Genomic DNA, 13520 nt, shown 5'->3' on the forward strand with positions numbered 1-13520 from the left:
TATGGCTAGAAGAGCAGTCGAACAGGAGTTGTCGAGGGAGCGGATACTGGAGGCGGCGAGGCACCTTTTTATTACCAAAGGATACCGCGCCATTTCGATGCGAAGCATCGGCCAGCATCTGGGCTATAGTCATGGGTCGCTGTATTATCACTTTAAGGAAAAGGCAGAGCTGTTCTATGCCATCGTGGTTGAAGATTTCAATCATCTGGGGCATTTGCTGCTGCAAGCCATGGTCAGGCCGGTTTGTGATGATGTGAGCAAGGTAGAGCACATTATGATGGAGTTTATTCGCTTTGGTCTGGAGAATCCATATCAATACGAAATTATGTTTATGATCAGGGACGAAGAACTGTTGTCTTATTGTCGTACCGAACAGGGACGTTGTTTCGAATTGTTTGCATCGATTATAAGGCAGTACATGAATGAAGAGAACTGTACGGAAGAGGATATTCAAAGGGTACCGCGTACGCTATTTTTGGCTATGCACGGATTCATTTCTTATTACATTCAGGACCGTTTAACGTTTGTGGAGATTGAATCGTCTGCGCTATCTCATGTCAAAGTGCTGTGCCGCAATCTGCGTCAGCAGCCTGGCGTCCAATAATGGCGCTATTGTTGCACCCCTACACTTCAGGGCGGTGATTTGTCATAACTTTAATTCTTTATAACGTTGTCTTGCGAAAGTCATTATGCGCCAAAGACCAAGTCAGGCGGCTCCGACCCGAAATGAGGGTGGACCGCCTGTTTGTGTTTGCAAAGATAATTGAGTTAAAGTCAGGTCTGTTCTGTTGGGCTGACTCTAGCCTTCCATGATTTTGAGGAAGTACTCCCGCTCACGTGGTCCATCGAATTCACAAAAGTAAATGCCTTGCCATCGGCCAAGCAGCAGCCTGCCCTCATGAATAATCACCGTCTGGGATGGCCCCGTTGTGATCGATTTGAGGTGAGAGGCTGTATTGCCTTCGGCGTGTCGATACTCGGGGTGCTCCCAAGGGTACACTTCGTCCAAACGCAACAATACATCGTGTTTCACATCCGGGTCTGCATTTTCGTTGATGGCAATACCGGCTGTCGTATGAGGACAATAGATGAGCACTGTCCCATTCTGCACCCCGCTACTCTGGACAACCTGCTTCACGTCCCGCGTGATATCTTTCATTTCATCTCGTGTGGAAGTGGATATGTTCTTCGTATATAACATGTTAGAATCGCTCCTTATCATCTCATTTCTTACCCTCGATTGTACCTTAACCACTACATACCAAACAAACCACATATGCAAGGTGAAAAAAGCAAATCGCATCATAACGGAGAGGACAGAAATAACCTGAAGAGATTTTTATTAATCGATCTCATATAAGGCCCAATAATATACAACAAAAGCATTGACGATTAGCACTGCAAACTGGTAAAGTATCAGAAAAGCAAAAAACCAAGTAGACTAATGGGAATAATATTAAAGTAATATAATCCAACTTAGGAAAAATGTCGTATTGAAGCAGGGAGACTGCCGACCGGAACTATAGCCGGAGGCTGGGAGGGAACGCAGCAATGAATACCGTTCTTCGTCATAAAGGATGGACTTGGGGATTTCGCAGTACCGTATTGTTATATTTTATCGTACTTATTGTACTTCCAATCATCGGTGTGTACGTCAATTCCTTCTCCGAAGGATGGAGTAACTTTGTTCAGAGCATTATGGATCCGATCGCGTGGAAAGCCGTACTGCTGACCATTCGGCTGGCCGTGATAGCCACGTTGATTAATGTGGTGCTGGGCACGATGATCGCCTGGGTGCTGACGCGGTATCGCTTTGTCGGCAGATCGTTTCTCAACAGCCTGGTCGACCTCCCGTTTGCACTGCCAACAGCGGTGGGCGGCTTAATGATTATGCTACTTTTGGGTCCGGTCAGTGTCATCGGGAAATTGGCAGAATCGATGGGATTCGAGATTGTGTTTCATCAACCTGCCATTGTTATCGCGATGACCTTTGTCACGTTTCCGTTTGTGATCCGTGCGGTGCAACCATTGCTTGAAGAAATTGATCCTTCCGAAGAAGAGGCCTCGTACACGATGGGGGCATCCAAGGCTCGCACGTTCATGCAGGTGATTCTGCCGTCTATGGCTCCTGGCATGATCAGCGGGGGGATGTTGGCTTTCTCCAGAGGACTCGCTGAATTCGGGGCTGTCGTGCTGGTGGCTGGTAACATTCCGGGAAGAACACTGACTGCTTCCGTATTTATCTACGGGGAGATTGAAAGTGATAATCCAACGGGAGCCGCTGCTGTATCCGTAATACTTCTGACGCTCTCCTTCCTGATCCTCTGGCTGATCAATCTGGTGCAGATGCGGGGGAGAAGACGATGAGAAGACTATTAATCGGACTGACGTTTGCGGTATTTATCGTACTGCTGATCATCCCGCTCGGACGCATTTTTATTGGCGCATTTGAAGACGGGGCAGGGGGATTCCTGAAAGGGCTGATGCGTCCTGAGGCGCTACATGCCTTGATGATGACCGGGCTGGTTGTCCTGGTGGTCACCCTGTTAAATACATTGTTTGGTATCATGATGGCCCTGTATCTGGTTCGTGCCGGGTGGCTGAGTGAACGGGTAAAGGGGCTGCTGAACAGTATCGTAGACCTGCCTTATGCCGTATCTCCTGTCATTGGCGGCTTGATGATTGTTTTGATGCTGGGACCTAACAGCATTATGGGCGCATTTTTTGAAGGAATTGGATTCAATGTGGTCTATGCCTTCCCGGGTATGGTGATCGCAACGTTATTTGTTACCTTTCCACTGATGGTCAGAGAGGTCATGCCTGTCCTGCAGGAACTCGGTTCACAGCAAGAGGAAGCCGCATCCACATTGGGCGCCTACGGTTGGAGAACGTTCTGGAGTGTGACCTGGCCTTCGATCCGCTGGGCAGTAGTGTACGGTCTTGTCTTGACGGTTGCGCGTTCACTCGGGGAATTCGGTGCAGTGCTGGTCGTATCCGGTAATATTATGAACAAAACGCAGACAGCAACAACGCTGGTGTATCAGGATGTAGAGAATTTTAATGTTGCTGCCGCAAATGGTGTGGCATTGGTGCTGGTCACCTTCTCCGTCGGGTTACTGCTTATGATGGAATGGGCCAAGAAGCGAAAGGAAGTGCATTGATATGCATGTAGAAGTCCGTGACTTGAACAAACATTTCGGTGATTTTCATGCGGTAAAAGATGTCTCATTCGATATTGCCAAAGGCCATCTGATCGGTCTGCTTGGACCCAGCGGGGGCGGAAAGACGTCCATTCTGCGGATGCTTGCGGGTCTGGAGAATCCGGGTTCCGGAGAGATTCGTTTTCACGGAAAAGTCGTGAACCATCTGCCTCCACAGGAGCGGGGCATCGGATTCGTATTCCAGAACTATGCCTTGTTCAAACATATGACGGTATTTGAGAATATCGCCTTTGGACTCAAGGTCAAGAAGACGCCAAAAGCCCAGATCCGTGATCGGGTTATGGAACTCGTTGAGCTGACTGGGTTAAAAGGTTTCGAACAGCGCTATCCACATCAGCTGTCTGGTGGGCAGCGTCAGCGTGTGGCTTTTGCCAGAGCACTTGCTCCTGAGCCGCAGCTGTTATTGCTGGATGAACCGTTCGCAGCCATTGATGCCAAGATCCGTCAGGAACTGCGTTCATGGTTGCGGGAGCTAATCGAGCGTGTAGGGATCACTTCGATATTTGTAACGCATGACCAGGATGAAGCGATTGAAGTGGCGGACGAAATCATGATCATCAGTCAGGGGCGTCTCGAACAGAAAGGCACACCTTGGGATATCTACAAAAACCCGCAGACACCTTTTGTCGCTACATTTATCGGGGAGTCAACGGTTGTGGAGGATGCTTCACAGCTGAAAGGTTTCGAACATGCGGTTGAGGGTGAAGCTACACGAGCGCTGATCCGACCAGAATATATTGAGATCGGTTTGAAAAACGAGTTCACCATGCTGTCTGCTACGGAAAAAGGTACAGTCAAACATCTTCATTTCCGCGGAAGTGAATGGATGGTAGAGGTGGAAGTGCAGGGTCACAAGTTAATTACGTATCGTTCTCTGGAGAAAACGACATTGGAGATCGGCCAACCAATTCGGGTCCTTGTGCATCGTGCCTATCTGTTCAATGATTCGAACAGTTGGGTCGTTGAGAACCGACTGAAGGAAGATCCGATGCCGGTGATGATTTAGACGAGTGAAAGAAAGGGGCTGCCCATGCAGACGAGGAAGAAGAAAGTCATACTTTTATATGTTGCCCTCATGCTTCTGCTCGTCTGCATGACCGCTGGATGCAGCACGCAGGAGGAGTCAAGCGAACAGAACGAACCCTCTGGTAACGATTCATCCAATACACTGGTGATTGGTGCTTATAGTGTAGCCAAAGACGCTGTAGGCGAGTTGTTGCCCAAATTCCAGGAGGAGTGGAAAGCGAAGACTGGACAGACGATTAACTTTCAGGAATCCTATGAAGCTTCGGGTACACAGGCAAGAGCCATCGTTGGTGGATTCGAGGCTGATGTAGCCCTGCTCGCGATGGAGAGCGATATCGACAAGCTGGTCAAGGCTGATCTGGTTAGCTCCGATTGGAAACAGATCCCCAATGACGGCATGATCACCCGTTCGATTGTTGTTCTGGGTACTAGAGCAGGCAACCCGCTGGGTATTCGTGATTTCCAGGACTTAACCAAGCCTGGAGTGAAGGTGCTCTACCCTAATCCAAAGACATCCGGGGGCGCACAATGGGATATTAATGCCATTTACGGTGCCGGATTGAAACTGTCGGAGGAGCAAGAGGGTAAGAAAGATCCTGCCGCAGCCAAGGCTTTTCTCGAACAGGTACATCGCAACGTGGAATCATTGGACAAGAGTGGTCGTTCTTCGATGGCGGCATTCGAGTATGGAGTCGGTGATGTAATTGTCACGTATGAAAATGAATTGCTTGCCCGGATCGCCAAAGGTGTAGATTATGACATCGTCGTTCCGAAGAATACAATCCTGATTGAGAACCCGGCAGTCGTGGTGAATAAATATGCTGATAAACATGGAAATCGAGAATTGGCAGAAGCTTTTGTCGCATATCTGCGTACACCAGAAGCACAGCACATTTTTGCCAAGCATGGTTTTCGTTCAGTAGATCCAGATGTATTTGCACAGACGGAGTCGACATTCCCAACGCCAGAAGGACTATTTGATATCAATTATCTAGGGGGATGGGACGAGGTACGCAGTACGTTGTATTCCAAACGCGGGGTGTGGTATCAGGTGCTCGCGGGAATATGAGCATTGTTGATGTAATCGAATAGGTAACCGGGCGTGTGGATACTAAACCTTCATTTCAATGGAAGTAGAGATGGAGGTTTTTTACTGCCAAAGGGATATAATAGAGGTATACTAGATCATGATTGTTACATAGTATTAGCAGGAAGGTGTGAGTTGGATGAGTTCAGAGATCAAATTATCCCAAAGTACAGCGATTCGACTGGAGCAGGCCCGCGGTAAGGGGATGCCTGAGGAAGAACTTTTAAAAGCCATTCAAGCCAAAGACGTTTCCGCTTTTGACGCCGTATCTGAAGAGGAATACCGATATAACGAATTTTTCTCGTATGCGGACGAGCATGGTGAAAATCTGGAAGCAGCAGTAAAAGAAGGGTACCGGATTACCTTTAACACGCGTGGCGGACTCGGAATCTGGTTGGAAAAGGCTTTTAAAGTACAGCCGGAGAAAGACTTCACGGTAGGTGAAGGGATCGTCACCGGATTGCAATTGAAACCGGAACAGGCAGAGGTGCTGGCGAAGCGGCTTGCGTCGAACTGGGTCATTACGGATTCGAAGGATGTACCTGCGGGTCAGGAACTGACATTGAAACTGCGAGCACTGGTTTAATAGACTGTCCCGAATTGCAGTGTAGAACTGCAGCGGGATGGTCTTTTTTTTGCAAAAACAGGGGTGGACGATTACAATTTACATATCATTAATTCAGGGGGAATGCGGATTGGATCAGCTAACATTTATGGGCACTGGCGATGCGATGGGCGTTCCACGTGTGTATTGTGATTGCGATGTATGTACAGAGGCGAGGCTTACGGGAGAGAATAGACGGAAACGCTCTTCTGTTCTGATTGACGGTGGTGGCGAAGGTGCAGATGAACAGTTCATGATTGACTGCGGACCAGACTGGAGATCACAGATGGAGGATCAGGGATTGCGTATGGTGCATACGCTACTTGTCACTCATGCGCATTTTGACCATATTGGAGGATTGCCGGAATGGGCGGATGCGTGCCGCTGGCTGGGTGTGAAGGGACGTTTATATGCACCACGTGAAGTGATTGTTACGATTCAGGGACAGTTTTCCTGGTTGGGTCGTCATATGGACTTTCTGGAAACGGATGATGATATTCAGCTTGGAGGATGGAAGGTGCATTCATGGAAGGTCTGCCACGGTAAAAACGGTTATTCCTATGCGTATCGACTCGAACGGGATGGGTATAGCTGGGCGTACTGTTCAGATGCCATTGACCTGAAAGCAACCGAGAAAGAGCCGTTGCACGGACTGGATCTGCTGGTGCTCGGAACGAGCTTTGTGCATGAGCTTGCGGAATTCTCGACACGTTCCGTGTACGATATGCGAGAGGCGCAGGAGCTGCTGCGGGAACTGAAGCCAGGTCATACCTATTTTACACATATGTCTCATGACGTCGATGTACGGCAGAATTATAATCTGGGTCAAGGTATTACGATTGCCTTTACCGGGATGAAGGTGCCGCTTGAACCTTATAACGGACACGAATCTGTAACCCAACTTGACGAAGCGTAACAAAAATAAATTGAGAAGAGCGTATCCTTTACAAGGGGGTTTTCGTTTACATAGTGTAAGTCAAAATCAATCAGGAACCAGCAAAGGGGGGCCCCCAAGATGGCCTTTGTGAAGTCCGTGGATTGCAGAATCAACAGACCACATGATGATGGTAAAAAAGATAAATCCAATATTGAATCCGGTGGCAACGCTGGACAAAATCAATTGAACCGAAGCATCCATGCCGTATTACCCGACCTGATGGGTTCGTTGTATGCGTACTGTTTATCTTTGACGAAATCAGTTCCAGAGACGGAAGATCTGGTTCAGGAGACTTGTCTCAAAGTGTTGTCGTCGAGTGTAGTTGGCACTTACGGGATGAACAAAGATATAAACTGGGAAGCTTATCTGATCCGTATTGCGCGCAACAGCTGGATCGATATCTTACGCCAGCGTGAGAGATTGGCCTATAAACTGGACAGCTTGAAGCCACTCCTGCACGAAATAGAGGAAGAAAGGCAATTCGAGGAATTGGAATCTGCCGTTCAACTCCTAATAGATGAGCTACCACCGTGGCAGCGAGCGATATATGTATTACGTGAATTAATGGGTTACAAGGCGGCAGAGACTGCGGAAATGTTGGATACGACAGAAGGCGCAGTGAAAGCAGCGTTAAGTCGAGCCCGCTCTGCCATAGCCGAAGTGAGGCGCAAGTTGGAACAATCGGACACTGAATTGCAATATGAAGAAGGCACAGTGGCAAACAATCGGGAGGAACTGCGCAGCTATCTGCTGGCATTTCGTAATGGTGATACAGCTCGAATCATTGATCTGTGCCTGAATCAGACCGATGATCCAATGGCTGTGGCGGGTACGATTTTGCAGCAGGCTTTGCCGTCTCCATCCATGCAGCCAATGATGTACGGGTACTCCACTTCTGGAACGAATTCGATGTCGTATGGAGGAGGATACACGGTCACCATGGTTGCCTAAACCGAGGAGGCGACACACATGAATGTAGTGCCATATGTAGTGGAACAGACAGCTCGCGGAGAGCGGAGCTATGATATTTATTCACGTTTGCTCAAGGACCGGATCATTATGGTGTCCGGGGAGATCGAGGATCAGATGGCGAATGCCATTGTGGCCCAGTTGTTGTTTTTGACTGCAGAGGACCCGGAGAAGGATATCCAGATGTACATTAACAGTCCTGGTGGATCGGTGACTGCGGGATTCTCGATCTATGACACGATGCAATTTGTGAAGCCGGACATCTCTACGATCTGTACAGGTATGGCGGCGAGCTTTGGCACGATCTTGCTGGTGGGTGGAACAAAAGGCAAGCGTATGGCTCTGCCCAACAGTGAGATCATGATCCATCAGCCGCATGGCGGTACGCGAGGGCAGGCGTCGGATATGTTGATTCATGCTAACCGCATCATTCAACACCGTCAACGTCTTAACAAGCTGTTAGCCGACCATACAGGACAGTCGATTGAGCGGATTGAGAAAGACTCGGATCGAGACTATTTCCTGACTGCTGCTGAAGCAGTCGAATATGGATTGGTGGATAAGGTAATATCCAGCACATAACATTAGCCGGGAGATCATGTGACTTTTCGGGCTTGGTTAATCAAGAGGACGAACAGGAAACTGACGTCCTCTTTTTGTCGTCCAGATTAGCTAGCCCGTGTCTATGGATCGAATCAAAATGAGAATAATGTGAAAAAGATTGACCATAGGTAGGTATAGTGTGTATATTATATATATACAATATACCTACTGAAAATGATGTAACATCAATGAGGTGAGGAAAGATTAACATTTTAATATCCAACGCATCGAGTGATCCGATCTACATGCAGATTTTAACCCAGATCAGACAGAGCATTTTGAGCGGAGAATTGGTCGCTGGAGATAGCCTCCCCTCCATTCGTCAGCTTGCCAAGGATCTGCAGGTCAGTGTCATTACAACCAAGCGTGTCTATGAAGAACTGGAGAAAGAGAAACTGATCGATTCAGTTGTAGGCAAAGGGAGTTTCGTATCCGGAGCCAATCAGGACTTTATTCGGGAGCGGCGGATGAAACAATTGGAAGAGAAGATGCTCGAAGTGATTCGTGAGAGCAAAGAACTGGGCATGAGTTCACAGGATGTAATCCATCATCTTACATTGTTGGTTGAGGAGGAATAAGCATAATGAACGCTATTGAGTTACGTAATGTAACCAAAACGTATCCTTTATTTAAAGTAGATAATATATCTCTGGATGTGAAAAAAGGATATATCACGGGACTTATTGGTCCGAATGGGGCGGGAAAGAGTACTCTGATCAAAATGATCACGGGTCTGATCCATCCCGATAAAGGGAACCTCAAAACATTGGGCAGCGAGATGCCCAATCAGGAAGTTGATATCAAGCAACGCCTCGGCATTGTGTCCGATGAATGTTTTTACTATGAGCACCTAACGATCCGTGAGATGACACAAATGATCGCTCCTTTTTACACCAAATGGGACAATAAAGCGTTCAATGACTACTTGGATCAGTTCGAATTGTCTCCCAAAAAGAAAATCCAGGATCTGTCCAAAGGCATGAAGATCAAGTATTCTCTCGCCGTAGCTTTGTCGCATGAAGCGGATCTGCTGATCATGGATGAACCGACATCTGGACTTGATCCTGTGTTTAGGCGGGAACTGCTCGATCTGCTTGCAGACATGATACAGGACGAGACAAGGTCCATTATTTTCTCGACGCATATTACGACGGATCTGGAACGTATTGCAGACTATATTACGTTTATTCATCAAGGAAAACTGGTGTTCAACGAGGCAAAAGACGATGTGCTTGAAAGGTATACGATTGTAAAAGGGGATATGGATCTGCTTGATTCCGACATTCGGAAACATTTCATCGGAATACGCGAGACAGCCGTTGGTTTTGAAGCCTTGTCGGATCATAAGGCTGAGGCCGAACGGTTATTTGGCAGGTTTGCTCTTTTACAAAGACCTACGTTGGAAGACCTCATTTATTTTACGGCGAAGGGAGGACGCAAATATGCTTAACCTACTTCGTAAAGACTTCATTGTACTGAAAAGTTCACTGTGGATCATTGCATTATACCTGGTGGTATTCAGTCTCGCATTCATACCGCAGAGTGAAATGTCGATGTATTTTGTAGGCATATATACTGCATTTGGTTCCATCATTATGGCAACCATGATTGATATCAAGAACCATAATCATAATTTTCTGGTCACACTCCCCGTTAGCCGCAAACAGATTGTAAAAGCAAAGTACCTGTCTGCCATAGTCTATGCGCTATTCGGGGTGTTCGCGTCGTACGGAATTCACGAGCTTGTGAACCTGAACTATCCTGAACTGAACAAGCCGAATTATTCACTTAGGGATATTGTCATTTCCTTAGGCATGGTGCTTGCGTTAGTTTCCATATACATGCCTCTTTTCTACGGACTTAGCAAAAAGGGAGCTGGTATCATCAATGCGATATTCATGGTCTGCATGATTATTTTGGCGCAACCCGTTGCGTACTTCATGAGTATGGCCAACGAGAACGGCATAATTACGACGACGACAATGACGTTGGTTTCCGTAGGCATTATAGGTTTGTTTTTTGTGTCCTATCTCATTACCATTCGCTTGTTTGCAAGAAAAGACCTTTGAGCAGAGAGCGGGTGCAGTTAGAGCGTATAAGCAGTAAAGTCGCCACAAGGCGACTTTTTTTGATGTAGCAGGGTGAGAGGGCAATTGCACTTGATATTCTTTGGAGTGACGTCAGTTCCAGGGAATCCAAACGTTACATTTCTTTTGCCAGCGTAATGAGCCTGCTCATGCCTTCCCGAATCTGCTGCTCATGCGCATAAGAGAAGGACAAACGCAGCTTGCGGCTAGCTGAATCATCCGAAGAATCGAATACGGTTCCGGGTACAAAGGCAACGGATTGCTCCATGCATCGGTGAAGCAGTCTTCCGGTATCCACGCCCTCAGGAAGCTCCGCCCAAAAGTTGAGTCCGCCCTCAGGCCGGGTCCACGTCCAGTCCGTTTCCAGCAGACACTGTTCCATTACTTCCATCCGTAGCTGAATGGCGGTCCGCAGTTTGGACAGATGCTGATGCATGCGTTCTGACTGAAAATAACGGAGAAAAAGCTTCTGGTTCAGAAGGGGCGATCCGTTATCTGTCAGTGATTTTACAGCCTGTAGTCCTGGCATGAATCGCTGGCGGCATATGATGGCTGCAATCCGCAGCCCGGGTGCAACATACTTGCTGTAACTGCGAATGTACAGAGTGTGTCCGGTGGTGTCATAGGTGAAAATGGGTGCAGGGGGTTTCTCCTTAAAAAAGATGTCGTAGGTACTATCGTCTTCGAGCAGAAAACATCCATACTGTTCTGCAAGTTCCGGTAACTGCTTGCGCTGTTCTACTGGAACGTTAATGCCGGTTGGATTATGAAAAGTTGGCGTCGTATAGAATAAGCGTGGTTTCTCCGTTTTCATCAGATGCTCAATCTGCTCCAGATCATACCCTTCCGAGTGAATATCCGTAAAGATCAGACGAGCACCTTGTTTACGGAAAATTTCCATTGCAGGCCCATACGTGGGCCTATCCATCAGAACACGATCACCGGGTTTGACCAAGCTGCGGGAGATCACATCAATGGCCTGCTGGGCCCCCGAAGTAATGAGCACTTCGTCTGCGGAGAGATAGAAGCGTTCTTTTTTCGTTAGATGGCTTGCCAGCGCATTTCGCAATTCCAGATCTCCCTGAATCGTGGAATACGTTCCGAGCAAACGGGGATATTGATCCAGCAGATCACGCATCAGTTCTCCCCAATACCGGTTGGGCAGCAGAGAGGGATCGATTAACGATTTGGAAAACTGGTATTCTGCTTCTAGAGACTGTACCCGCGCTAGTGAATCCCAATGCAGCCAAGCAGACACAGCAGGATCATCCGCCCGATCTGTTACAGAGAATGGGGTCGCTGGACTGACATAATAGCCAGACTTATCCTTTACATACACATTTCCGCGTTCCTTTAACTCCTGATATGCTTTGAAAACGGTGAGACGATGTACCCCGAGTAGCTCGGACAGGCTTCGTACAGATGGCAGTTTTTCATGTTCAGCCCACTCTCCCGCTTCTATACGAACAACGAGATAATGGATGACTTGCTCATATAGTTTCAGGCTGTTATCTGTCATCATCATGGTTTTGCCCACCCGGCTCACGCTCCTTTTGAACTCTATTGTAACAGCAAAGGAAGATAACTGTTCTGTTTTGTTCATTCTGTTCTGTAGACAGTGCTATATGATGGAGAACAGATGAAGGAGGGGCTAGCATGGTTGGGATCGCATTTACCGTAATGTGTCTTATATTTGGAACAACGTTTCTGGCAATTAAAATTGGAGTGGAGGCAGGCATGCCGCCTTTTCTGTCCGCTGGACTCCGTTTTATCGTTGCAGGGGCTTTGATGTTTGCATGGATGTGGATGAAGGGGAAGGTCAATATTTCCCTGCTATGGCGTAAAGAAATGCTCATTACAGGTGCAGGACTGACGTTTGGTACATTTGCGACCTTATATTGGGCTGAACAATATGTGAGTTCGGGGGTTGGCGCAATTTTGTCAGCCACAGGTCCACTCATGATTATGCTGATGCAGACAGCTTTGTTGCGACAAAAAACATCTGCACGCATGATTATGGGATGTCTGATCGGCTTTGCCGGAGTGGTACTTGTGGTTCTGCCGGGTGTGTCCATTGGTGGAAGTCCACTATGGCTATGGGGCTGTATTGCCGTTCTGGTGGGAGAAGTGTGTTATTCAGCAGGCGCACTATACTCCAAGAAGGTTATTAATCAGTTCAAAGAAGCGAATCCCGTAGCGATTAACGCAGTACAGATGATGTATGGAGGACTGTTGTTAACCTTGCTCTCAGCGGTGACAGAATCCTGGAATATGTCACCGCTGGATTGGGTGCCTGCCATCTCGTCCGTGATTTATTTGACGGTAGTTGGCTCGATGGTTGGTCACAGCCTGTTCTACTGGATCATGTCTCGCACGAATCCGCTGTTCCCGGCGACATGGCTGTACATCTCCCCGCCGATTGCGGTTGGTCTGGGTGCTGTTGTCTATAATGAACATGTCAGCTGGATTACGTGGATCGGTGTGGCACTGGTCGTTACAGGTCTGCTGGCAATGAACGAGAAAGTGATGGGGTGGATGGGTAAAAAAAGGCGTTCTAATCCATTGGTTCAAACTTCCAAATCTATGTTAAAATAGGTGATATGTAATTCTGCACAGGAATGAGGAAGGAACATGGATAACAGACAAAAACTTGGAGCAATATTGTTATTTGCAGGCATTCTTCTGTATGGTGCAATCCATATTGCGACCGTTATATATATCCCAAACGTAATGGTTTGGTCTGATACGTGGGGGCAGTATTTTGCAGCCGTGTCTGAGACTCATGGTTGGGTTGGTTATGTGCTGGCCATCCTGTTATTTCTCGTGGGGGCGTTGCTGTTGTTGACTGTTTTCGTTTCTGAACTTCCTAAAAGCACGATGATGCAGGAGATCAGGGAACGAGATCAGGAATTCGAAGAGAAGTACAGGAATAGAAGAGATTAGGCGAATGTGATTGCAAAATATATGGGTGGCATATTGATTGGTT

16 protein-coding genes are annotated in these 13520 nt (G+C 47.6%); 14 read left to right on the forward strand and 2 right to left on the reverse strand.

Annotated elements, in window-relative coordinates; genetic code table 11:
- Position 1 precedes the first annotated feature (1 nt).
- The gene (locus M1D71_RS06645; protein WP_458125767.1) at positions 2–604 is read left to right on the forward strand and encodes a TetR/AcrR family transcriptional regulator; all 603 of its coding nucleotides are present in this window, start codon (positions 2–4) and stop codon (positions 602–604) included.
- A 195-nt stretch (positions 605–799) separates the two neighbouring features.
- Here M1D71_RS06645 and M1D71_RS06650 read toward each other — a convergent pair whose 3' ends face one another.
- A complete protein-coding gene (locus M1D71_RS06650; protein WP_145320375.1) occupies positions 800–1201 on the reverse strand; it encodes a secondary thiamine-phosphate synthase enzyme YjbQ in 402 nt (133 codons plus the stop codon).
- Between the two features lie 350 nt (positions 1202–1551).
- Here M1D71_RS06650 and cysT point away from each other — a divergent pair, with 350 nt between their 5' ends.
- The 11 genes from cysT to M1D71_RS06705 all read left to right on the forward strand — a co-directional run bounded on the left by cysT (position 1552) and on the right by M1D71_RS06705 (position 10516).
- Positions 1552–2367, forward strand: a complete 816-nt coding sequence (gene cysT, locus M1D71_RS06655; RefSeq protein ID WP_458125768.1) for a sulfate ABC transporter permease subunit CysT — start codon at positions 1552–1554, stop codon at positions 2365–2367.
- On the forward strand, positions 2364–3161 hold the full coding sequence (locus M1D71_RS06660; RefSeq protein ID WP_145320371.1) for a sulfate ABC transporter permease subunit: 798 nt from the start codon (positions 2364–2366) through the stop codon (positions 3159–3161). Before cysT ends, M1D71_RS06660 begins: the two co-directional genes overlap by 4 nt.
- 1 nt (position 3162) lies before the next feature.
- Positions 3163–4227, forward strand: coding sequence for a sulfate/molybdate ABC transporter ATP-binding protein (locus M1D71_RS06665; protein WP_458125769.1), 1065 nt, complete (start codon positions 3163–3165; stop codon positions 4225–4227).
- 24 nt (positions 4228–4251) lie between these two features.
- Positions 4252–5316, forward strand: coding sequence for a sulfate ABC transporter substrate-binding protein (locus M1D71_RS06670; protein ID WP_458125770.1), 1065 nt, complete (start codon positions 4252–4254; stop codon positions 5314–5316).
- 157 nt (positions 5317–5473) lie between these two features.
- On the forward strand, positions 5474–5920 hold the full coding sequence (locus M1D71_RS06675; protein ID WP_458125771.1) for a hypothetical protein: 447 nt from the start codon (positions 5474–5476) through the stop codon (positions 5918–5920).
- Between the two features lie 109 nt (positions 5921–6029).
- Positions 6030–6854 carry an MBL fold metallo-hydrolase gene (locus tag M1D71_RS06680; protein WP_458125772.1) on the forward strand — a complete coding sequence of 275 codons (825 nt, stop codon included), beginning with the start codon at positions 6030–6032 and terminating at the stop codon, positions 6852–6854.
- Positions 6855–6953: 99 nt separating this feature from the next.
- Entirely contained in the window at positions 6954–7826 is an 873-nt protein-coding gene (locus tag M1D71_RS06685; protein ID WP_458125773.1) for an RNA polymerase sigma factor, read from the forward strand.
- An 18-nt stretch (positions 7827–7844) separates the two neighbouring features.
- Entirely contained in the window at positions 7845–8426 is a 582-nt protein-coding gene (gene clpP / locus M1D71_RS06690) for an ATP-dependent Clp endopeptidase proteolytic subunit ClpP (RefSeq protein WP_036610761.1), read from the forward strand.
- A 224-nt stretch (positions 8427–8650) separates the two neighbouring features.
- On the forward strand, positions 8651–9025 hold the full coding sequence (locus M1D71_RS06695) for a GntR family transcriptional regulator (RefSeq protein WP_339185364.1): 375 nt from the start codon (positions 8651–8653) through the stop codon (positions 9023–9025).
- 5 nt (positions 9026–9030) lie between these two features.
- A complete protein-coding gene (locus tag M1D71_RS06700) occupies positions 9031–9897 on the forward strand; it encodes an ABC transporter ATP-binding protein (RefSeq protein WP_458125774.1) in 867 nt (288 codons plus the stop codon).
- Complete coding sequence (locus M1D71_RS06705) at positions 9890–10516, forward strand: ABC-2 transporter permease (RefSeq protein WP_458125775.1); 627 nt, start codon at positions 9890–9892, stop codon at positions 10514–10516. The genes M1D71_RS06700 and M1D71_RS06705 overlap by 8 nt, the downstream gene beginning before the upstream one ends.
- A gap of 133 nt (positions 10517–10649) precedes the next feature.
- Here M1D71_RS06705 and M1D71_RS06710 read toward each other — a convergent pair whose 3' ends face one another.
- The gene (locus M1D71_RS06710) at positions 10650–12071 is read right to left on the reverse strand and encodes an aminotransferase-like domain-containing protein (RefSeq protein WP_458125776.1); all 1422 of its coding nucleotides are present in this window, start codon (positions 12069–12071) and stop codon (positions 10650–10652) included.
- A 119-nt stretch (positions 12072–12190) separates the two neighbouring features.
- Here M1D71_RS06710 and M1D71_RS06715 point away from each other — a divergent pair, with 119 nt between their 5' ends.
- The gene (locus tag M1D71_RS06715) at positions 12191–13129 is read left to right on the forward strand and encodes a DMT family transporter (protein ID WP_458125777.1); all 939 of its coding nucleotides are present in this window, start codon (positions 12191–12193) and stop codon (positions 13127–13129) included.
- 36 nt (positions 13130–13165) lie between these two features.
- Complete coding sequence (locus M1D71_RS06720) at positions 13166–13477, forward strand: hypothetical protein (protein WP_458125778.1); 312 nt, start codon at positions 13166–13168, stop codon at positions 13475–13477.
- Positions 13478–13520: the final 43 nt, after the last annotated feature.

Source organism: Paenibacillus sp. Z3-2 (assembly GCF_054161325.1).